At 50.6% G+C, this 22,044-nt stretch carries 22 protein-coding genes and 1 other annotated feature; of the genes, 15 read left to right on the top strand and 7 right to left on the bottom strand.

The features are described 5' to 3' along the window. Positions 1-24 precede the first annotated feature (24 nt). Positions 25-672 carry a 2,3-diphosphoglycerate-dependent phosphoglycerate mutase GpmB gene (gpmB, locus tag D9736_RS05515; protein ID WP_059216559.1) on the top strand — a complete coding sequence of 216 codons (648 nt, stop codon included), beginning with the start codon at positions 25-27 and terminating at the stop codon, positions 670-672. On the opposite strand, the gene robA is transcribed toward gpmB, so the two are convergent. Next, positions 669-1,538 carry an MDR efflux pump AcrAB transcriptional activator RobA gene (robA, locus tag D9736_RS05510; protein WP_130221680.1) on the bottom strand — a complete coding sequence of 290 codons (870 nt, stop codon included), beginning with the start codon at positions 1,536-1,538 and terminating at the stop codon, positions 669-671. The genes gpmB and robA overlap by 4 nt on opposite strands. Positions 1,539-1,748: 210 nt before the next feature. Here robA and creA point away from each other — a divergent pair, with 210 nt between their 5' ends. From creA to creD, 4 genes are read left to right on the top strand one after another with little or no spacing between them, the layout of a single operon-like run. Next, positions 1,749-2,222 (top strand): protein CreA, encoded by a 474-nt coding sequence (gene creA, locus D9736_RS05505; RefSeq protein WP_000875488.1) that lies wholly within the window; start codon positions 1,749-1,751, stop codon positions 2,220-2,222. 12 nt (positions 2,223-2,234) lie between these two features. Continuing rightward, complete coding sequence (creB, locus tag D9736_RS05500) at positions 2,235-2,924, top strand: two-component system response regulator CreB (protein ID WP_130257880.1); 690 nt, start codon at positions 2,235-2,237, stop codon at positions 2,922-2,924. Next, a complete protein-coding gene (gene creC, locus D9736_RS05495; RefSeq protein WP_130217514.1) occupies positions 2,924-4,348 on the top strand; it encodes a two-component system sensor histidine kinase CreC in 1,425 nt (474 codons plus the stop codon). The genes creB and creC overlap by 1 nt, the downstream gene beginning before the upstream one ends. 57 nt (positions 4,349-4,405) lie before the next feature. Further along, on the top strand, positions 4,406-5,758 hold the full coding sequence (creD, locus tag D9736_RS05490; RefSeq protein ID WP_130257879.1) for a cell envelope integrity protein CreD: 1,353 nt from the start codon (positions 4,406-4,408) through the stop codon (positions 5,756-5,758). Between the two features lie 47 nt (positions 5,759-5,805). On the opposite strand, the gene arcA is transcribed toward creD, so the two are convergent. Further along, entirely contained in the window at positions 5,806-6,522 is a 717-nt protein-coding gene (gene arcA, locus D9736_RS05485; protein WP_001194358.1) for a two-component system response regulator ArcA, read from the bottom strand. Positions 6,523-6,617: 95 nt separating this feature from the next. Between arcA and yjjY the strand changes: the two genes are divergently transcribed. The 7 genes from yjjY to D9736_RS05450 all read left to right on the top strand — a co-directional run bounded on the left by yjjY (position 6,618) and on the right by D9736_RS05450 (position 13,407). Further along, on the top strand, positions 6,618-6,758 hold the full coding sequence (gene yjjY, locus D9736_RS05480) for a protein YjjY (RefSeq protein ID WP_057696375.1): 141 nt from the start codon (positions 6,618-6,620) through the stop codon (positions 6,756-6,758). 399 nt (positions 6,759-7,157) lie between these two features. Continuing rightward, entirely contained in the window at positions 7,158-7,844 is a 687-nt protein-coding gene (locus D9736_RS05475; RefSeq protein ID WP_130217510.1) for a tRNA/rRNA methyltransferase, read from the top strand. 213 nt (positions 7,845-8,057) lie between these two features. Continuing rightward, positions 8,058-8,123: a thr operon leader peptide gene (thrL, locus tag D9736_RS05470; protein ID WP_001386572.1), complete on the top strand. Its 66-nt coding sequence runs from the start codon at positions 8,058-8,060 to the stop codon at positions 8,121-8,123. Next, positions 8,059-8,178: a sequence feature (Thr leader region), on the top strand. (Overlaps the previous gene by 65 nt.) A 25-nt stretch (positions 8,179-8,203) precedes the next feature. Then, positions 8,204-10,666 (top strand): bifunctional aspartate kinase/homoserine dehydrogenase I, encoded by a 2,463-nt coding sequence (thrA, locus tag D9736_RS05465; protein ID WP_130257878.1) that lies wholly within the window; start codon positions 8,204-8,206, stop codon positions 10,664-10,666. Position 10,667: 1 nt separating this feature from the next. Beyond that, positions 10,668-11,600, top strand: coding sequence for a homoserine kinase (gene thrB, locus D9736_RS05460; RefSeq protein WP_130257877.1), 933 nt, complete (start codon positions 10,668-10,670; stop codon positions 11,598-11,600). Then, positions 11,601-12,887, top strand: a complete 1,287-nt coding sequence (gene thrC / locus D9736_RS05455) for a threonine synthase (protein WP_130257876.1) — start codon at positions 11,601-11,603, stop codon at positions 12,885-12,887. It begins immediately after the preceding gene. A gap of 205 nt (positions 12,888-13,092) precedes the next feature. Further along, positions 13,093-13,407 (top strand): DUF2502 domain-containing protein, encoded by a 315-nt coding sequence (locus D9736_RS05450; RefSeq protein ID WP_130257875.1) that lies wholly within the window; start codon positions 13,093-13,095, stop codon positions 13,405-13,407. Between the two features lie 39 nt (positions 13,408-13,446). Here D9736_RS05450 and yaaA read toward each other — a convergent pair whose 3' ends face one another. Continuing rightward, positions 13,447-14,223, bottom strand: a complete 777-nt coding sequence (yaaA, locus tag D9736_RS05445; RefSeq protein ID WP_130204817.1) for a peroxide stress protein YaaA — start codon at positions 14,221-14,223, stop codon at positions 13,447-13,449. A gap of 69 nt (positions 14,224-14,292) precedes the next feature. After that, positions 14,293-15,723 carry a sodium:alanine symporter family protein gene (locus D9736_RS05440; RefSeq protein ID WP_130217498.1) on the bottom strand — a complete coding sequence of 477 codons (1,431 nt, stop codon included), beginning with the start codon at positions 15,721-15,723 and terminating at the stop codon, positions 14,293-14,295. Positions 15,724-16,002: 279 nt separating this feature from the next. On the opposite strand from D9736_RS05440, the gene tal reads away from it, so the two are divergent. After that, positions 16,003-16,956, top strand: a complete 954-nt coding sequence (gene tal / locus D9736_RS05435; protein WP_000130187.1) for a transaldolase — start codon at positions 16,003-16,005, stop codon at positions 16,954-16,956. A 114-nt stretch (positions 16,957-17,070) separates the two neighbouring features. Then, on the top strand, positions 17,071-17,658 hold the full coding sequence (gene mog / locus D9736_RS05430) for a molybdopterin adenylyltransferase (protein ID WP_130204821.1): 588 nt from the start codon (positions 17,071-17,073) through the stop codon (positions 17,656-17,658). A 207-nt stretch (positions 17,659-17,865) separates the two neighbouring features. On the opposite strand, the gene satP is transcribed toward mog, so the two are convergent. The 3 genes from satP to D9736_RS05415 all read right to left on the bottom strand — a co-directional run bounded on the left by satP (position 17,866) and on the right by D9736_RS05415 (position 19,724). Then, positions 17,866-18,432: an acetate uptake transporter gene (gene satP / locus D9736_RS05425; RefSeq protein ID WP_000528538.1), complete on the bottom strand. Its 567-nt coding sequence runs from the start codon at positions 18,430-18,432 to the stop codon at positions 17,866-17,868. A 148-nt stretch (positions 18,433-18,580) separates the two neighbouring features. Continuing rightward, positions 18,581-19,294: an acidic protein MsyB gene (msyB, locus tag D9736_RS05420; RefSeq protein WP_130217496.1), complete on the bottom strand. Its 714-nt coding sequence runs from the start codon at positions 19,292-19,294 to the stop codon at positions 18,581-18,583. 25 nt (positions 19,295-19,319) lie between these two features. Next, the gene (locus D9736_RS05415) at positions 19,320-19,724 is read right to left on the bottom strand and encodes a DUF2541 family protein (RefSeq protein WP_130221672.1); all 405 of its coding nucleotides are present in this window, start codon (positions 19,722-19,724) and stop codon (positions 19,320-19,322) included. 374 nt (positions 19,725-20,098) lie between these two features. On the opposite strand from D9736_RS05415, the gene dnaK reads away from it, so the two are divergent. Then, the gene (gene dnaK, locus D9736_RS05410) at positions 20,099-22,015 is read left to right on the top strand and encodes a molecular chaperone DnaK (protein ID WP_000516135.1); all 1,917 of its coding nucleotides are present in this window, start codon (positions 20,099-20,101) and stop codon (positions 22,013-22,015) included. Positions 22,016-22,044 lie beyond the last annotated feature (29 nt).

Genomic DNA, 22,044 nt, shown 5'->3' with positions numbered 1-22,044 from the left:
TACAGCAGTATACGGAAAAAAAGCATGTTACAGGTATACCTAGTCCGCCACGGTGAAACGCAGTGGAACGCCGAGCGACGTATTCAGGGCCAGTCTGATAGCCCACTGACTGCCAAAGGTGAGCAACAAGCAATGCAGGTGGCGGCGCGAGCCAAAGAGCTTGGCATTACACATATCATCAGTAGCGATTTAGGTCGCACCCGGCGCACGGCGGAAATCATCGCTCAGGCTTGCGGCTGTGACATTATCTTTGATTCCCGCCTGCGTGAATTAAATATGGGCGTGCTGGAAAAAAGACATATCGACTCTCTGACCGAAGAAGAAGAGAACTGGCGTCGCCAACTGGTAAATGGCACTGTTGACGGGCGTATTCCTGAAGGCGAGTCAATGCAGGAACTGAGCGAGCGCGTCAATGCTGCTCTGGAATCTTGTCGGGATTTGCCGCAGGGAAGTCGACCGCTACTGGTGAGCCACGGTATCGCGCTGGGATGCCTGGTGAGTACTATTCTGGGCCTACCTGCATGGGCAGAACGCCGCTTACGTCTGCGTAACTGTTCTATTTCGCGCGTGGATTATCAGGAAAGCCTGTGGCTGGCGTCTGGTTGGGTAGTTGAAACAGCAGGGGACATCTCGCATCTGGACGCCCCTGCATTAGACGAGCTGCAACGTTAACGACGTACTGGAATCAGCAGTTCGCAGCGCAGATTAATTGGGCGATCTCCCGCTTTGGCATCTTCTGCCGGATAGTATCGCTCAATATCCTGACCTTTACGGCGCGTCAGGTTCAGCATCGGCATACAGGTTCCGTACACCGTCAGGATAAATTCCTGCACGCCGGTTCCCAGACCTTCATAGGTAAACATCACATATTCGCCGCCCTGCAACAGCACCGGATGCCCCGTCAGTACATAGCCGTCTGCTTGCTCCTGAGCCAATGCAGTCGTGTAGAACACCTCTTGCTCGTCGTCTTTATCCTGGCTTGGACGCGTTTCATTCAGGCCGTAAAGTACTGGCGGAATAGTCGGCGCATTACCGAGAAAATCGTGCCAGAACTGATAACGCATTTCATGGCGGAAATCAGAGATTTGCTCCAGTGAACAGGAGTAACTCTGAGTTACGCCAATCAGCGGCGTGTCTTCCAGCGTGATAAATTTGTGCTCTGGCATGGTGAATTCACCCAGACGCAGCGGTGGGCGAATACCAAAGGCGCTCCATTCAGGAGAACGGCGGTAAAGTGCGGGAGTCTGGGCAAACTGCTTCTTGAATGCACGAGTAAATGTCTGTTGAGAGTCGAAGCGGTATTGCAGCGCAATATCCAGAATTGGGCGCGCGGTCAGGCGTAGTGCAACCGCCGATTTCGACAAACGACGAGCACGAATATACGCGCCAATAGCATGGCCAGTGACATCTTTAAACATTCTCTGTAAGTGCCACTTGGAATAACCTGCTTTCGCCGCTACATTGTCGAGCGACAGTGGCTGATCCAGATGACCTTCCAACCAGATTAAAAGGTCGCGAATAATGCCGGCCTGATCCATAAAATATCCTCATCCTTTCACAACGAGCACCTGACATCAGGTAATTGGATAATAGCATTTTTTGCTGTTTTAGCATTCAGTGTTTTTTTCTTAGTAGAGTATGTTTTAGGTCTTGACGGAAATAAAAGTGTTGAGATTTTGTTCTTAATCAATATGTTATTTACCGTGACGAACTAATTGCTCTGTGTAACTTATAAAAATGGTAACAATATGAAATACAAGCATTTGATCCTGTCTTTAAGCCTGATAATGCTGGGGCCATTGGCACATGCGGAAGAAATTGGTTCGGTCGATACCGTATTTAAAATGATCGGCCCGGATCACAAAATTGTCGTAGAAGCCTTTGACGATCCCGATGTGAAAAATGTCACCTGTTATGTGAGTCGGGCAAAAACCGGCGGTATTAAAGGGGGATTGGGCCTGGCGGAAGATACTTCCGATGCGGCTATTTCCTGCCAGCAAGTCGGGCCGATTGAACTGTCAGAGCGCATTAAAAACGGCAAAGCTCAGGGCGAAGTGGTATTCAAAAAACGTACGTCGCTGGTCTTTAAGTCGTTACAGGTCGTACGCTTCTATGACGCCAAACGCAACGCGCTCGCTTACCTGGCCTACTCCGACAAAGTTGTAGATGGGTCGCCGAAAAACGCGATTAGCGCGGTGCCTGTCATGCCGTGGCGGCAATAACAGAGGCGATATATGCAACGGGAAACGGTCTGGTTAGTGGAAGACGAGCAAGGGATAGCCGACACGCTGGTCTATATGTTGCAGCAGGAAGGTTTTGCCGTCGAGGTCTTTGAGCGAGGCTTGCCGGTGCTGGATAAAGCACGCCAGCAGGTTCCCGACGTCATTATTCTCGATGTTGGTCTGCCGGATATCAGCGGCTTTGAACTGTGCCGTCAGTTGCTGGCGATCCATCCGGCGCTACCTGTACTGTTCCTGACAGCCCGTAGTGAAGAGGTGGACCGCCTGCTTGGACTGGAAATTGGCGCTGACGACTACGTGGCTAAACCGTTTTCACCCCGCGAAGTGTGCGCCAGAGTGCGCACCTTACTGCGTCGGGTGAAGAAGTTTTCTACGCCTTCTCCCGTCATCCGTATTGGTCATTTTGAACTGAATGAACCTGCGGCGCAGATCAGCTGGTTTGACACGCCGTTAACGCTAACACGGTATGAGTTTTTGTTGCTGAAAACGTTACTTAAGTCGCCGGGCCGCGTCTGGTCCCGTCAGCAACTGATGGATAGCGTCTGGGAAGATGCCCAGGACACCTACGATCGCACTGTCGATACTCACATTAAAACGCTGCGTGCCAAACTGCGCGCTATTAATCCCGAGCTTTCGCCGATCAATACCCATCGCGGCATGGGATACAGCCTGAGGATCCTGTAATGCGTATCGGCATGCGGCTGTTGCTGGGGTATTTTTTACTGGTGGCGGTAGCCGCCTGGTTCGTACTGGCTATTTTTGTCAAAGAAGTTAAACCGGGCGTGCGAAGGGCGACGGAAGGGACGTTGATCGATACGGCAACGTTGCTGGCGGAGCTGGCGCGTGCCGATTTGCTCTCTGGTGACCCAACGCATGGGCAGTTGGCGCAGGCATTTAACCAGCTACAAAATCGCCCGTTTCGCGCCAATATCAGCGGCATCAACAAAGTGCGCAACGAATATCATGTCTATATGACCGATGCGCAGGGCAAAGTATTGTTTGATTCGGCCAATAAAGCCGTCGGGCAGGATTATTCCCGCTGGAATGATGTCTGGCTAACGTTGCGTGGTCAGTATGGTGCGCGCAGTACGTTGCAAAATCCTGCCGATCCCGAAAGTTCTGTGATGTATGTTGCCGCACCTATTATGGACGGCACGCGGCTGGTTGGCGTTTTGAGCGTAGGCAAACCGAACGCGGCGATGGCACCGGTGATTAAACGCAGCGAGCGGCGAATTTTATGGGCGAGCGCCATTTTGCTGGGAATTGCGCTGGTAATCGGCGCAGGAATGGTTTGGTGGATCAACCGCTCCATTGCCCGGCTCACTCGTTATGCTGATTCCGTTACCGACAATAAGCCCGTTCCGCTTCCTGAACTCGGCAGTAGCGAGCTGCGTAAGTTAGCGCAGGCGCTGGAAAGTATGCGCGTGAAACTGGAGGGGAAAAACTATATTGAGCAGTATGTCTACGCGTTAACTCATGAGTTGAAAAGTCCGCTGGCGGCAATTCGTGGCGCGGCGGAAATTTTACGCGAAGGTCCGCCACCGGAAGTGGTAGCCCGTTTTACCGACAATATTCTGACGCAAAACGCGCGAATGCAGGCGCTGGTGGAAACGCTACTACGCCAGGCAAGACTGGAGAATCGCCAGGAGGTCGTTCTTTCTGCGGTTGATGTGGCGGCATTATTTCGCCGCGTCAGCGAAGCGCGCACCGTGCAGTTGGCAGAAAAAAATATCACTCTTAATGTTATGCCCACCGAGGTTAACGTTGCTGCTGAACCGGCGTTACTGGAGCAGGCGCTGGGGAATTTACTGGATAACGCCATCGATTTTACCCCCGAAAGCGGTCGCATAACGCTAAGCGCCGAAGTGGATCAGGAACACGTCACGCTTAATGTGCTGGATACCGGTAGTGGTATTCCTGACTACGCGCTGTCACGTATTTTTGAGCGTTTCTACTCTTTGCCGCGTGCGAATGGGCAAAAAAGCAGTGGTCTGGGGCTGGCGTTTGTCAGTGAAGTTGCCCGTTTGCTTAATGGCGAAGTCACGTTGCACAACGTGCCGGAAGGCGGCGTATTGGCCTCGCTTCGACTTCACCGTCACTTCACATAACTTCAAATTCTTCCCACATAGCCTTCATATCCTGTCGCCATTGCAAAGGAGAAGACTATGTTGAAATCCCCCCTGTTCTGGAAAATGACCACCCTGTTTGGTGCTGTATTGCTGTTGTTGATCCCGATAATGCTGATTCGGCAGGTGATTGTCGAACGTGCCGATTACCGTAGCGATGTGGAAGATGCGATTCGCCAAAGTACCAGCGGGCCGCAAAAACTCGTTGGGCCGCTCATCGCTATTCCTGTGACCGAGCTTTATACGGTGCAGGAAGAGGATAAAACCGTGGAGCGGAAACGAAGTTTTATCCATTTTTGGTTACCTGAGTCGTTGATGGTTGATGGTAATCAGAATGTGGAAGAACGCAAGATTGGTATTTATACCGGTCAGGTCTGGCACAGTGATTTAACGCTAAAAGCCGATTTTGATGTTTCGCGTCTTAGCGAACTCGACGCGCCAAATATCACCTTAGGCAAGCCATTTATTGTGATTAGCGTCGGGGATGCGCGTGGTATTGGTGTGGTGAAAGCGCCTGAAGTTAACGGAACAGCGCTGACCATTGAACCCGGTACCGGGTTAGAGCAAGGCGGGCAGGGCGTGCATATCCCTTTACCCGAAGGGGACTGGCGGAAGCAGAACCTGAAGCTGAATATGGCACTGAATTTAAGCGGTACCGGCGATCTTTCTGTGGTGCCTGCCGGGCGTAATAGCGAAATGACCTTAACCAGCAACTGGCCGCATCCCAGTTTTTTAGGTGATTTTTTGCCTGCGAAACGAGAAATAAGTGCATCCGGTTTTCAGGCGCAATGGCAAAGTAGCTGGTTTGCCAATAATCTCGGTGAGCGTTTTGCTTCAGGCAATGATACCGGCTGGGAAAACTTCCCGGCGTTTAGCGTCGCAGTCACTACGCCTGCCGATCAGTATCAATTAACGGACCGGGCGACTAAGTACGCTATTTTGCTGATTGCGCTGACTTTTATGGCCTTCTTTGTTTTTGAAACGCTCACCGCGCAACGTTTGCACCCGATGCAATATTTGCTGGTGGGGCTGTCATTGGTGATGTTTTATTTGCTCTTGCTGGCGCTTTCTGAACACACCGGTTTTACCGTGGCATGGATAATTGCCAGCTTGATAGGGGCATTAATGAACGGTATTTACTTGCAGGCGGTATTAAAAGGTTGGCGCAATAGCATGTTGTTTACCCTCGCGCTATTGTTGCTGGATGGTGTGATGTGGGGACTACTCAACTCTGCCGATAGCGCACTGTTGTTGGGAACCAGTGTGCTGGTGGTGGCGCTGGCCGGCATGATGTTTGTGACGCGGAATATCGACTGGTATGCGTTTTCACTGCCGAAAATGAAAGCCAGTAAAGAAGTCACAACGGACGATGAGTTACGTATCTGGAAATAAAAAACGGCGCTAAAAAGCGCCGTTTTTTTGGACGGTGGTAAAGCCGATTAATCTTCCAGATCACCGCAGAAGCGATAACCTTCACCGTGAATGGTGGCGATGATTTCCGGCGTATCCGGCGTAGATTCGAAGTGTTTACGAATACGACGGATCGTCACGTCTACAGTACGGTCGTGCGGTTTCAGCTCACGGCCGGTCATTTTCTTCAGCAGTTCAGCACGAGACTGAATTTTGCCTGGGTTTTCACAGAAGTGAAGCATGGCGCGGAACTCGCTGCGCGGCAGTTTGTACTGCTCGCCATCAGGACCGATCAATGAACGGCTGTTGATGTCCAGTTCCCAACCATTGAACTTATAGCTTTCAACGCTACGACGTTCTTCGCTGACTGTACCCAGGTTCATGGTACGGGACAGCAGGTTGCGTGCACGGATGGTCAGTTCACGCGGGTTGAACGGTTTGGTGATGTAGTCATCTGCGCCGATTTCGAGGCCGAGAATTTTATCGACTTCGTTGTCACGGCCAGTCAGAAACATCAACGCAACATTCGCCTGCTCGCGCAGTTCACGCGCTAACAGAAGACCGTTCTTACCCGGCAAATTGATATCCATGATCACCAGGTTGATGTCATATTCAGAGAGGATCTGATGCATTTCCGCGCCATCTGTCGCTTCGAAAACATCATAGCCTTCCGCTTCGAAAATACTTTTCAACGTGTTGCGTGTTACCAACTCGTCTTCAACGATAAGAATGTGCGGGGTCTGCATGTTTGCTACCTAAATTGCCAACTAAATCGAAACAGGAAGTACAAAAGTCCCTGACCTGCCTGATGCATGCTGCAAATTAACATGATCGGCGTAACATGACTAAAGTACGTAATTGCGTTCTTGATGCACTTTCCATCAACGTCAACAACATCATTAGCTTGGTCGTGGGTACTTTCCCTCAGGACCCGACAGTGTCAAAAACGGCTGCCATCCTAACCATTTTAACAGCAACATAACAGGCTAAGACGTGCCGGACACCCAATAAAACTACGCTTCGTTGACATATATCAAGTTCAATTGTAGCACGTTAACAGTTTGATGAAATCATCGTATCTAAATGCTAGCTTTCGTCACATTATTTTAATAATACAACTAGTTGCCTTATACAACTAATAAACGTGGTGAATCCAATTGTCGAGATTTATTTTTTATAAAATTATCCTAAGTAAACAGAAGGATATGTAGCAATTTTTAACAATTACACCGTTAGTATAGTCAAGAAATAGTTTAGCTTTTTTTAAGTTAACTGAAGGGCTTTTTCTGCGACTTACGTTACGAATTTGTAAATTCTCTCCGCGTAATAAGTTGACATTCATCACCCTGTTCGCGGTTATTTGATCAAGAAGAGTGGCAACATGCGTATAACGATCATTCTGGTAGCACCTGCCAGAGCTGAAAATATTGGTGCAGCGGCTCGGGCGATGAAAACAATGGGATTTAGCGAGCTGCGCATTGTCGATAGCCAGGCACACCTGGAACCAGCTACCCGCTGGGTGGCGCATGGTTCTGGTGATATTATTGATAATATTAAAGTTTTTCCAACGCTGGCTGAATCGCTACACGACGTTGATTTTACCGTTGCTACCACTGCGCGCAGTCGGGCGAAATACCATTACTACGCCACGCCAATAGAACTGGTGCCGCTACTGGAGGAAAAATCGACATGGATGAACCATGCGGCGCTGGTCTTTGGTCGCGAAGATTCCGGCTTGACTAACGAAGAGTTGGCGCTTGCTGATGTCCTCACCGGCGTGCCAATGGTGGCGGATTATCCATCACTGAATTTGGGGCAGGCGGTGATGGTCTATTGCTATCAATTAGCAACATTAATACAACAACCGGTGGAATCTGCCGCAACGGCGGACCCATTTCAACTGCAGGCTTTGCGTGAACGTGCCATGTCATTGTTAACGACTCTGGCGGTGGCAGATGACACCAAACTGGTCGACTGGTTACAACAACGCATCGGGCTGTTGGAGCAACGAGACACGGCCATGTTGCATCGTTTATTGCATGATATTGAAAAAAATATCACCAAATAAAAAACGACAAGGAAGGGCATTTTCAGATTTTTATTCTGACTGCAATGGGCAATATGTCTCTGTGTGGATTAAAAAAAGAGCATCTACCAGCACTCTATGAACTGGTAACCTGCCGTGAGTAAATTAAAATTTTATTGACTTAGGTCACTAAATACTTTAACCAATATAGGCATAGCGCACAGACAGATAAAAATTACAGAGTACACAACATCCATGAAACGCATCAGCACCACCATTACCACCACCATCACCATTACCACAGGTAACGGTGCGGGCTGACGCGTACAGGAAACACAGAAAAAAGCCCGCACCTGACAGTGCGGGCTTTTTTTTCGACCAAAGGTAACGAGGTAACAACCATGCGAGTGTTGAAGTTCGGCGGTACATCAGTGGCAAATGCAGAACGTTTTCTGCGGGTTGCCGATATTCTGGAGAGCAATGCCAGGCAGGGGCAGGTGGCCACCGTCCTCTCTGCCCCCGCCAAAATTACCAACCATCTGGTCGCAATGATTGAAAAAACCATTAGCGGTCAGGATGCTTTACCCAATATCAGCGATGCCGAACGTATTTTTGCCGAACTTCTGACGGGACTCGCCGCCGCCCAACCGGGATTTCCACTGGCGCAATTGAAAGCGTTCGTTGATCAAGAATTTGCCCAAATCAAACATGTCCTGCATGGCATTAGCTTATTGGGGCAATGCCCGGACAGCATCAACGCCGCGCTGATTTGCCGTGGTGAAAAAATGTCGATCGCCATTATGGCCGGGGTACTGGAAGCGCGTGGGCACAACGTTACCGTTATCGATCCGGTCGAAAAGCTGCTGGCAATCGGTCATTACCTCGAATCTACGGTCGATATTGCTGAGTCCACCCGCCGTATTGCGGCAAGCCGCATTCCGGCTGACCATATGGTGCTGATGGCTGGTTTTACCGCCGGTAATGAAAAAGGTGAGCTGGTGGTGCTGGGACGTAACGGTTCTGACTACTCCGCCGCGGTACTGGCCGCCTGCTTACGCGCCGATTGTTGCGAGATCTGGACGGATGTCGATGGTGTCTATACTTGCGACCCGCGTCAGGTGCCCGATGCGAGGCTGTTGAAGTCGATGTCGTACCAGGAAGCGATGGAGCTTTCCTACTTCGGCGCTAAAGTTCTTCACCCTCGCACCATTACCCCTATCGCTCAGTTCCAGATCCCTTGCCTGATTAAAAATACCGGAAATCCTCAAGCACCAGGTACGCTCATTGGCGCCAGCCGTGATGAAGATGAATTACCGGTCAAGGGCATTTCCAATCTGAATAACATGGCAATGTTCAGCGTTTCTGGTCCGGGGATGAAAGGGATGGTCGGCATGGCGGCGCGCGTCTTTGCGGCAATGTCACGCGCCCGCATTTCAGTGGTGCTGATTACGCAATCATCTTCCGAATACAGTATCAGTTTCTGCGTACCACAAAGCGACTGTGCGCGTGCTGAACGCGCGATGCAGGAAGAGTTCTACCTGGAACTGAAAGAAGGTTTGCTGGAGCCGCTGGCGGTCACTGAACGGCTGGCCATTATCTCGGTGGTGGGCGATGGTATGCGCACCTTGCGTGGGATCTCGGCGAAATTCTTTGCCGCACTGGCCCGCGCCAATATCAACATTGTCGCCATTGCTCAAGGGTCTTCTGAACGCTCAATCTCTGTCGTGGTAAATAACGATGATGCGACCACTGGCGTACGCGTTACCCACCAGATGCTGTTCAATACCGATCAGGTTATCGAAGTTTTTGTGATTGGCGTCGGTGGCGTTGGCGGCGCGCTGCTGGAGCAACTGAAACGTCAGCAAAGCTGGCTGAAGAACAAACACATCGATTTACGCGTTTGCGGCGTTGCTAACTCGAAGGCGCTGCTGACTAATGTGCATGGCCTTAACCTGGATAACTGGCAGGAAGAACTGGCGCAAGCCAAAGAGCCGTTCAACCTTGGGCGCTTAATTCGCCTGGTGAAAGAATATCATTTGCTGAATCCGGTGATTGTCGATTGCACTTCCAGCCAGGCGGTGGCGGATCAATATGCCGACTTCCTGCGCGAAGGTTTCCACGTGGTGACTCCGAACAAAAAGGCCAACACCTCGTCGATGGATTACTACCATCAGCTGCGTTACGCGGCGGAAAAATCACGGCGTAAATTCCTTTATGACACCAACGTCGGTGCGGGGTTGCCGGTCATTGAGAACTTACAAAACCTGCTCAACGCGGGTGATGAATTGATGAAATTCTCTGGCATTCTTTCTGGTTCGCTTTCTTATATCTTCGGCAAGTTAGACGAAGGCATGAGTTTCTCCGAGGCGACCACGCTGGCGCGGGAAATGGGTTATACCGAACCGGACCCGCGAGATGATCTTTCTGGTATGGATGTGGCGCGTAAACTATTGATTCTCGCTCGTGAAACGGGACGTGAACTGGAGCTGGCGGATATTGAAATTGAACCTGTGCTGCCCGCAGAGTTTAACGCCGAGGGTGATGTTGCCGCTTTTATGGCGAATCTGTCACAGCTCGACGATCTCTTTGCCGCGCGCGTGGCGAAGGCCCGTGATGAAGGAAAAGTTTTGCGCTATGTTGGCAATATTGATGAAGATGGCGTCTGCCGCGTGAAGATTGCCGAAGTGGATGGTAATGATCCGCTGTTCAAAGTGAAAAATGGTGAAAACGCCCTGGCCTTCTATAGCCACTATTATCAGCCGCTGCCGTTGGTGCTGCGCGGATATGGTGCGGGCAATGACGTTACAGCTGCTGGTGTCTTTGCCGATCTGCTACGTACCCTCTCATGGAAGTTAGGAGTCTGACATGGTTAAAGTTTATGCCCCGGCTTCCAGTGCCAATATGAGCGTCGGGTTTGATGTGCTCGGGGCGGCGGTGACACCCGTTGATGGTGCATTGCTCGGAGATGTAGTCACGGTTGAGGCGGCAGAGACATTCAGTCTCAATAACCTCGGACGCTTTGCCGATAAGCTGCCGTCAGAACCTCGGGAAAATATCGTTTATCAGTGCTGGGAGCGTTTTTGCCAGGAAGTGGGTAAGCAAATTCCGGTGGCGATGACCCTGGAAAAGAATATGCCGATCGGTTCTGGCTTAGGTTCCAGCGCCTGTTCGGTGGTCGCGGCGCTGGTGGCGATGAATGAACACTGCGGTAAGCCGCTCAATGATACCCGCCTGCTGGCCTTGATGGGCGAACTGGAAGGGCGTATCTCCGGCAGCATTCATTACGACAACGTGGCACCGTGCTTTCTTGGCGGCATGCAGTTGATGATCGAAGAAAACGGCATCATCAGCCAGCAGGTACCAGGATTTGATGAGTGGTTATGGGTGTTGGCGTATCCGGGGATTAAAGTCTCGACGGCAGAAGCACGGGCTATTTTACCGGCGCAGTATCGCCGCCAGGATTGCATTGCGCACGGGCGACACCTGGCGGGCTTCATTCACGCCTGCTATTCCCGCCAGCCTGAACTTGCCGCGAAGCTGATGAAAGATGTTATCGCTGAACCCTACCGTGAACGTTTATTGCCAGGCTTCAGGCAAGCACGTCAGGCGGTCGCGGAAATCGGTGCGGTAGCGAGCGGTATCTCCGGCTCGGGGCCGACCTTGTTCGCCCTGTGCGATAAACTGGATACCGCCCAGCGAGTTGCCGACTGGTTAGGTAAGAATTACCTGCAAAATCAGGAAGGTTTTGTTCATATTTGCCGGCTGGATACGGCGGGCGCACGAGTACTGGAAAACTAAATGAAACTCTACAATCTGAAAGATCACAATGAGCAGGTCAGTTTTGCGCAAGCCGTAACGCAGGGATTGGGCAAAAATCAGGGGTTGTTTTTCCCTCATGAGCTACCGGAATTCAGCCTGACCGAAATTGATGAGATGCTGAAACTGGATTTCGTCACTCGCAGCGCGAAGATCCTCTCGGCGTTTATTGGTGATGAGATCCCACAGGAAGTTCTGGAAGAGCGCGTGCGCGCGGCATTTGCTTTCCCGGCTCCGGTCGCCAAAGTTGAAAATGACGTCGGTTGTCTGGAGTTGTTCCACGGGCCAACGCTGGCATTTAAAGATTTCGGCGGTCGCTTTATGGCGCAAATGCTGACCCATATTGCGGGCGATAAGCCAGTGACTATTCTGACTGCGACTTCCGGCGACACCGGAGCAGCAGTGGCTCACGCTTTCTACGGTTTACCGAACGTTAAAGTGGTCATCCTTTATCCGCACGGCAAAATCAGTCCACTGCAAGAAAAACTGTTCTGTACGCTGGGTGGCAATATTGAAACCGTCGCCATCGACGGCGATTTCGATGCCTGCCAGGCTCTTGTTAAACAGGCGTTCGATGATGAAGAACTAAAAGTGGCGTTGGGACTGAACTCTGCTAACTCTATTAACATCAGTCGTTTGCTGGCGCAGATTTGCTATTACTTTGAAGCCGTGGCGCAGTTGCCACAGGAAGCGCGTAACCAGCTAGTTGTTTCAGTGCCGAGCGGAAACTTCGGCGATTTGACGGCAGGATTGCTGGCGAAATCACTCGGTCTGCCGGTGAAACGTTTTATTGCTGCCACTAACGTTAACGATACGGTGCCGCGTTTCCTGCACGACGGGCAGTGGGCGCCTAAAGCTACCCAGGCGACATTATCCAATGCGATGGATGTCAGCCAGCCAAACAACTGGCCGCGAGTGGAAGAGTTGTTCCGCCGTAAAATCTGGCAACTGAAGGAGCTGGGTTATGCGGCGGTGGATGATGAAACCACCCGGCAGACAATGCGTGAGTTAAAAGCACTGGGCTATACCTCGGAACCGCATGCTGCCGTGGCTTACCGTGCGCTGCGTGACCAGCTTCATCCGGGAGAATATGGCCTGTTCCTCGGCACCGCGCACCCGGCGAAGTTTAAAGAGAGCGTGGAAGTGATTCTTGGTGAAACGCTGGAACTGCCAAAAGAGCTGGCAGAACGTGCTGATTTGCCCTTACTTTCACATAGTCTGCCTGCCGATTTTGCTGCGCTGCGCAAACTCATGATGAATCATAATTAATATCCATTAAATTCCGAAAAAATAGCCGGGCTTGTGTTTATACAGCTCGGCTTTTTTGTGGAGAAAATATGAGAAAAATCGACAGAAAAAAAGGAGAAATTTTCAATAAATGCGGTAACTTAGATTGGATAATGACAACGAGGATTCTTTTACCGTAAGCTCCTTATATCGGCCCATAACTGGCAATGATAATAAGGAGTCACCTGTGAAAAAGATGCAATCTCTCTTACTCGCATTTTCCCTGATTCTGGTTGCTCCTATAGCAGCGCAGGCTGAGGAAATAATGCTGGTGCCATCAGTAAAGTTACAGATTGGCGATCGTGATTATCGCGGTTTCTACTGGGATGGCGGTTACTGGCGTGACCACGACTGGTGGCACAGAAATTATGAATGGCGAGGCAATCGCTGGCACCCATACGGACTGCAGCCGCACTATAATAATCATCGCGATCATCGTGACGATCATCGTCATGATCACCGGGATGATCATTATCCGGGGCCTGGCAGACATCACCGCTAAATTATAAATGCCGGATGACCTCCGGCATTTACCGCAAACTTAACGCAGTTCGTAGCGTTTAAACACCAGTTCGCCATTGCTGGAAGAGGCTTCATCGAAGAAGTAACCTTCACTGTTAAAACCTGTCAGTTGCTCTGGCTTGGTCAGGCGATTTTTAATGATAAACCGACTCATCAGGCCACGCGCTTTTTTAGCATGGAAGCTGATGACCTTAAACTTGCCGTTCTTCTCATCGAGGAATACCGGCTTGATTATCTCGGCATTTAATTTCTTCGGTTTCACTGATTTAAAATACTCATCTGACGCCAGGTTAATCACCACCTGATCGCCTTGTGCTTCGAGCGCTTCGTTTAGCTTGTTGGTGATCACATCCCCCCAGAACTGGTACAGGTCTTTACCCCGCGCATTCTCAAGACGGATCCCCATCTCCAGACGGTATGGCTGCATTAAATCGAGCGGGCGCAGTACGCCGTACAAACCGGAAAGCATACGTAAATGCTGCTGGGCAAAAGCGAAATCTTCTTCACTAAAGGTTTCGGCTTGCAAGCCGGTATAGACATCGCCTTTAAATGCCAGAATTGCCTGCCGGGCATTCTCTGGCGTGAAATCTGGCTGCCAGTCATGAAAGCGGGTAGCGTTGAGATCGGCCAGCTTGTCACTGATTTTCATCAGTTTGCCAATCTGCGGTGCCGTTAGTTTTCGCGCTTCATGAATAAGCTGTTGGGAGTTGTCTAACAGCTCCGGCAGCGTGTAGCGTGTGGTGGCCAAAGGGCTTTGATAATCAAGTGTTTTAGCAGGTGAAATCAGAATCAACATATCCAGTCCTTGCAGGAAATTTACTGCGACTGTAGCAAAAAAAGCGGATGAGTTGATCGATAGTTGTGATTACTCCTGTGACAAATCATCCCACGCATCAGGGGACAGTTGCTGACTGATATCCGGGTAGCGCAGCGGATCAAACACCGGACGTACGCCGAGTTTACGTTGGCGCAGATAATCGCTGGCAATGATATGCACCACGGGGGAAAGCAGCAAAATCGCTGTCAAATTGGTGATTGCCATGCAGGCCATAATAATATCGGCCAGTTGCCACATCAGAGGAAGGCTCAGTAGGGTACCGCCAATGACCGTAACAAAGATACAGATACGCAGACTCCAGATAGCTTTCCGGTTGTTCAGCCGTAAAAAGAAGAGATTATTTTCGGCATAAATGTAGTTGGCGACGATCGAGCTGAAGGCAAATAGAATCACCACTATCGTGACAAATTCTGCCCCCCAGGAACCCATTAATACACGCATCGCTTTCTGAATGAGTTGGATACCTTCCAGTGGCAAATAGGTGGTGCCGTTACCAGCCAGCAATATCAGCATGGCGCTTGCCGTACAAATCACCATCGTGTCGATAAAGATGCCGATCATCTGGACAATACCTTGCGCTGCCGGATGCGGTGGCCATGATGCCGCCGCCGCTGCTGCGTTCGGTGTTGATCCCATCCCTGCCTCATTGGAAAACATACTGCGCTGAAAGCCGTTAGTAATCGCCTGACTCAGGGTATAACCCGCCGCGCCGCCTGCCGCTTCCTGCCAGCCAAAGGCGCTTTCAAAAATAGACCAAATAACGTGTGGAAGTTGCCCGATATTCATTGCGCAAATGACCAGGCTGGCGAGTACCCAGATTAACGCCATAATAGGGACAAACCATTGCATTAACCGGGCGACGCCATGAATGCCGTGAGTTATCGCCAACAGAGTAAAAATGGCGAGAATGACACCCGTTACTAACGGAGGGAAATCAAATGCAAAACTCATCGCGCGCGCGACAGCATTTGCCTGAACTCCGCTGAAAATCAGTCCGTAGGCGATGAGCAAAAAGACGGCGAACAGAACGCCCATCCAGCGCATCCCTAACCCACGCGCCATATACCATGCCGGTCCGCCGCGAAACTGCCCATTGACGTCACGTTCTTTATAAAGCTGGGCAAGGGAACATTCGGCAAAAGAGGTCGCCATGCCAATAAATGCGGCAACCCACATCCAGAAAACGGCACCCGGCCCACCTGCGGTGATAGCCAGCGCAACGCCTGCCAGGTTGCCGCTGCCGACACGTGCGGCGAGACTGGTACACAATGATTGAAAAGAAGTTAAACCGCCTCGTTGCGGATGAATGCTATTTTTAAGACTTTTGCCAAACTGACGAATATAGCGAAATTGAACGAACCCAGAACGAAAAGTGAACCAACAGCCTGCGCCGAAGAGCAGGTAGATCATCACTGATCCCCATAGTACGTTGTTAATAAAAGAGAAAAAGTCAGGCATTCGTATCCCTCTTGTCGCCGGCGCGCGGTTACATTCCTGTGTAAACGTTACCAATTGATTAAGAATTATATACGATGTGCATTGGTTGATAACGTCTGTGTAGCATACATGAGGTTTTGTTTAAAAATGGCGGGTGATATCAACGCCATGTCAGAAATCCGAAACAGTCTTGCCTGGTGATAACCCTTTTGTCTGCGGTTGCGCTGTCGTTACGTCGTGATATCATCAGGGCAGACCGGTTACATCCCCCTAACAAGCTGTTTAAAGAGAAATACTATCATGACGGACAAATTGACCTCCCTTCGTCAGTACACCACCGTAGTGGCCGACACTGGGGACATCGCGGCAATGAAGCTGTATCAACCGCAGGATGCCACAACCAACCCTTCTCTCATTCTTAACGCAGCGCAAATTCCGGAATACCGTAAGTTGATTGATGATGCTGTCGCCTGGGCGAAACAGCAGAGCAACGATCGCGCGCAGCAGATCGTGGACGCGACCGACAAACTGGCAGTAAATATTGGTCTGGAAATCCTGAAACTGGTTCCGGGCCGTATCTCAACTGAAGTTGATGCGCGTCTTTCCTATGACACCGAAGCGTCAATTGCGAAAGCAAAACGCCTGATTAAGCTCTACAACGATGCAGGTATTAGCAACGATCGTATTCTGATCAAACTGGCTTCTACCTGGCAGGGTATCCGTGCTGCAGAACAGCTGGAAAAAGAAGGTATCAACTGTAACCTGACTCTGCTGTTCTCCTTCGCTCAGGCACGTGCTTGTGCGGAAGCGGGCGTGTTCCTGATTTCTCCGTTTGTTGGCCGTATTCTTGACTGGTACAAAGCCAATACCGATAAGAAAGAGTACGCCCCGGCAGAAGATCCGGGTGTCGTTTCTGTATCTGAAATCTACCAGTATTACAAAGAACACGGTTATGAAACCGTGGTTATGGGCGCAAGCTTCCGTAACATCGGCGAAATTCTGGAACTGGCAGGCTGCGACCGTCTGACCATCGCACCGGCACTGCTGAAAGAGCTGGCGGAGAGCGAAGGGGCTATCGAACGTAAACTGTCTTACACCGGCGAAGTGAAAGCGCGTCCGGCGCGTATCACCGAGTCCGAGTTCCTGTGGCAGCACAACCAGGATCCAATGGCAGTAGATAAACTGGCGGAAGGTATCCGTAAGTTTGCTGTTGACCAGGAAAAACTGGAAAAAATGATCGGCGATCTGCTGTAATCATTCTTAGCGTGACCGGGAAGTCGGTCACGCTACCTCTTCTGAAGCCTGTCTGTCACTCCCTTCGCAGTGTATCATTCTGTTTAACGAGACTGTTTAAACGGAAAAATCTTGATGAATACTTTACGTATTGGCTTAGTTTCCATCTCTGATCGCGCGTCCAGCGGCGTTTATCAGGATAAAGGCATCCCTGCGCTGGAAGAATGGCTGACATCGGCGCTAACCACGCCGTTTGAACTGGAAACCCGCTTAATCCCCGATGAGCAGGCGATCATCGAGCAAACGTTGTGTGAGCTGGTGGATGAAATGAGTTGCCATCTGGTGCTGACAACCGGCGGTACTGGCCCGGCGCGCCGTGACGTAACGCCCGATGCGACGCTGGCAGTAGCGGACCGCGAGATGCCAGGCTTTGGTGAACAGATGCGCCAGATTAGCCTGCATTTTGTGCCAACTGCGATCCTTTCGCGCCAGGTGGGCGTGATCCGCAAACAGGCACTGATCCTTAACTTACCCGGTCAGCCGAAGTCTATTAAAGAGACGCTGGAAGGCGTGAAGGATGCCGAGGGTAAGGTCGTGGTGCACGGTATTTTTGCCAGCGTACCGTACTGCATTCAGTTGCTGGAAGGGCCATATGTTGAAACGGCACCGGAAGTGGTTGCAGCATTCAGACCGAAGAGCGCAAGACGCGAAGTTAGCGAATAAAAAAAAATCCCCCCAGGCGGGGGGATCAGACTGATGACAAACGCAAAACAGCCTGATGCGCTACGCTTATCAGGCCTACGTTCTTCCTGCAATATATTGAATTTGCACGATTTTGTAGGCCTGATAAGGCGTTCACGCCGCTTCCGGCATGAATAAAGCGCACGTTGTCAACAATCTGATATCCCCCGAGCGGGGGATATCAAGCAATTAGTGGGATTCACCAATCGGCAGAACGGTGCGACCAAACTGCTCGTTCAGCACTTCACCCATCGCCAGATAGATTGCGCTGGCACCGCAGATCAGACCAATCCAGCCGGCAAAGTGGATGATCGCGGCGTTGCCAGCAATGTTACCGATCGCCAGCAGGGCAAACAGCACGGTCAGGCTAAAGAAAACGAATTGCAGAACGCGTGCGCCTTTCAGCGTGCCGAAGAACATAAACAGCGTAAACACGCCCCACAGACCCAGGTAGACACCAAGGAACTGCGCATTTGGCGCATCGGTCAGGCCCAGTTTCGGCATCAGCAGAATCGCAACCAGCGTCAGCCAGAAAGAACCGTAAGAGGTGAAGGCGGTTAACCCGAAAGTGTTGCCTTTTTTATACTCCAGCAGACCAGCGAAAATTTGCGCGATGCCGCCGTAGAAGATGCCCATGGCAAGAATAATACCGTCCAGAGCGAAATAACCCACGTTGTGCAGGTTAAGTAGAATGGTGGTCATGCCGAAGCCCATCAGGCCCAGCGGTGCCGGATTAGCCAACTTAGTGTTGCCCATAATTCCTCAAAAATCATCATTGAATGAATGGTGAAATAATTTCCCTGAATAACTGTAGTGATTTCAGGGCGCGGCATAATAATCAGCCAATGGAGTAGTGTCCATGATCTTTTGAGGGGAAAATGAAAATTTTCCCCGATGTGAGGGATTAGGCCTGAGTGGCGCTGACAATTCGACGCAGGCAGGCAATTTGCAGGACCGCCGGAATAGTAACGCGATAGGCGCTACCGCTGACAGCTTTAACTCCGTTTAATGCCGCGCCCACCGGGCCTCCTAGCCCCGCGCCGCGCAGCAAACCATGCCCGAGAACGCTCATTGCTGCGTGGGTGCGTAAAATGCGGGTAAGTTGGCTGGAAAGCAGATGCGACACGCCTTTTGCCAATAATTTGTCTTTCATCAGCAGCGGTAATAGCTCTTCCAGCTCGTTGACTCTGGCATCGACCGCCTTGAGAAATTCCTGCTTATGTTCCTCGTCCATTTTCTTCCAGGTATTGCGCAGAAATTGTTCCAGTAACTGTTGCTCAATTTCAAACGTAGACATCTCTTTATCGGCTTTTAGCTTCAGCCGTTTTGAGACGTCGAGCAAAATGGCCCGGTACAGTTTGCCGTGTCCGCGAAGTTTGTTAGCGATACTATCGCCGCCAAAATGCTGTAATTCTCCGGCAATTAGCTGCCAGTTGCGGCGATGTTGCTCGGGATGCCCTTCCATCGATTTGAACAGTTCATTACGCATCAGAACGCTGGAGAGTCGAGTTTTGCCTTTTTCGTTATGGGTGAGCAAACGGGCGAAATTGGTCAGTTGCTCCTCACTACAATGTTGGAGAAAATCCAGATCTGAATCATTCAGGTAATTAACATTCATTTATTGTGGCTTCTCTGTTCAAGCGTTAATCGTCGCCGATAATTTTCAGCGTGGCCATATCGGACGAGTTCACGGTATGACCGGAAAAGGTGATTTTTGACACGCAACGTTTGTTGTCGTTATCGCTGTTAATGTTGATCCAGTTGGTGGTTTGCCCTTCTTTAATTTCGGCGGGAACATTCAGGCTTTGACTGGCGCTACGGGCGGCTTTGAAATAAACCGACGCGCCGCTCAACTGTAAATCGCCGTGGTCGGCGGTGAGTTGGATACGTTTTACGATGCGGCAAACGGGGAGTTTCAGCGCCAGATCGTTGGTTTCGTTACGCGGCATCGCAATGACGCCGAGGATTTTATGGTCGTTAGCTTGCGCCGTGCAGCACAACATAAGGCCAAGTACCAGGCTGGCGGAAATCGTAAAAACGGATTTCATAAAGATTCTCTTAGCGGGGAGCAGTAGGGGATGAATAGCCACTAGTTTACTGCTGACGAAAAGAAGATTCAGGTATGTAATCTTTTCTTTTTATTACAATTTTTTGGTGAATGTCTTGTGTTGAATTCATTCTTTATATGAATGAAAATGCCGTCTGTTTCATGTCTTCTTTGGGTATATCACGAAATTTCTGCGCAAAAGCACAAAAAATTTTTGCATCTCCCCCTTGATGACGTGGGTTACGACCCCATTTAGTAGTCAACCGCAGTGAGTGAGTCTGCAAAAAAATGAAATTGGGCAGTTGAAACCAGACGTTTCGCCCCTATTACAGACTCATACCACATGATGACCGAATATATAGTGGAGACGTTTAGATGGGTAAAATTATTGGTATCGACCTGGGTACTACCAACTCTTGTGTAGCGATTATGGATGGCACCACTCCTCGTGTGCTGGAGAACGCCGAAGGCGATCGCACCACGCCTTCTATCATTGCCTATACCCAGGATGGTGAAACTCTGGTTGGTCAGCCGGCTAAACGTCAGGCAGTGACGAACCCGCAAAACACCCTGTTTGCGATTAAACGCCTGATTGGCCGCCGCTTCCAGGACGAAGAAGTACAGCGTGATGTTTCCATCATGCCGTTCAAAATTATTGCTGCTGATAACGGCGACGCATGGGTCGAAGTTAAAGGCCAGAAAATGGCACCGCCGCAGATTTCTGCTGAAGTGCTGAAAAAAATGAAGAAAACCGCGGAAGATTACCTGGGCGAACCGGTAACTGAAGCTGTTATCACCGTACCGGCATACTTTAACGATGCTCAGCGTCAGGCAACCAAAGACGCAGGCCGTATCGCTGGTCTGGAAGTAAAACGTATCATCAACGAACCGACCGCAGCTGCGCTGGCTTACGGTCTGGACAAAGGTACTGGTAACCGTACTATCGCGGTTTATGACCTGGGTGGTGGTACTTTCGATATTTCCATTATCGAAATCGACGAAGTTGACGGCGAAAAAACCTTCGAAGTTCTGGCTACCAACGGTGATACCCACCTGGGTGGTGAAGACTTTGACAGCCGCCTGATCAACTACCTGGTTGAAGAATTCAAGAAAGATCAGGGCATTGACCTGCGCAACGACCCGCTGGCAATGCAGCGCCTGAAAGAAGCGGCAGAAAAAGCGAAAATCGAGCTGTCTTCCGCTCAGCAGACCGATGTTAACCTGCCGTACATCACTGCAGATGCGACCGGTCCGAAACACATGAACATCAAAGTGACTCGTGCGAAACTGGAAAGCCTGGTTGAAGACCTGGTAAACCGTTCCATCGAGCCGCTGAAAGTTGCACTGCAGGACGCTGGCCTGTCCGTATCTGATATTGACGACGTTATCCTCGTTGGTGGTCAGACTCGTATGCCAATGGTTCAGAAGAAAGTTGCTGAATTCTTTGGTAAAGAGCCGCGTAAAGACGTTAACCCGGACGAAGCTGTAGCTATCGGTGCTGCTGTTCAGGGTGGTGTTCTGACTGGTGACGTAAAAGACGTACTGCTGCTGGACGTTACCCCGCTGTCTCTGGGTATCGAAACCATGGGCGGTGTGATGACGACGCTGATCGCGAAAAACACCACTATCCCGACCAAGCACAGCCAGGTGTTCTCTACCGCTGAAGACAACCAGTCTGCGGTAACCATCCACGTGCTGCAGGGTGAACGTAAACGTGCGGCTGATAACAAATCTCTGGGTCAGTTCAACCTGGATGGTATCAACCCGGCACCGCGCGGTATGCCGCAGATCGAAGTTACCTTCGATATCGATGCTGACGGTATCCTGCACGTTTCCGCGAAAGATAAAAACAGCGGTAAAGAGCAGAAGATCACCATCAAGGCGTCTTCTGGTCTGAACGAAGATGAAATCCAGAAAATGGTACGCGACGCAGAAGCTAACGCCGAAGCTGACCGTAAGTTTGAAGAGCTGGTACAGACTCGCAACCAGGGCGACCATCTGCTGCACAGTACCCGTAAGCAGGTTGAAGAAGCAGGCGACAAACTGCCGGCTGACGACAAAACTGCTATCGAGTCTGCGCTGACTGCACTGGAAACTGCTCTGAAAGGTGAAGACAAAGCCGCTATCGAAGCGAAAATGCAGGAACTGGCACAGGTTTCCCAGAAACTGATGGAAATCGCCCAGCAGCAACATGCACAGCAGCAGACTGCCGGTGCTGATGCTTCTGCAAACAACGCGAAAGATGACGATGTTGTCGACGCCGAGTTTGAAGAAGTCAAAGACAAAAAATAATCGCCCTATAAACGGGTAATTATACTGAC

It is taken from the genome of Escherichia sp. E10V10 (assembly GCF_004211985.1).
In the GTDB taxonomy this organism is placed as follows: Bacteria; Pseudomonadota; Gammaproteobacteria; order Enterobacterales; family Enterobacteriaceae; genus Escherichia.
Note: the sequence above shows the minus strand (reverse complement) of the source record. Positions and strands in the feature narration are given on the sequence as shown.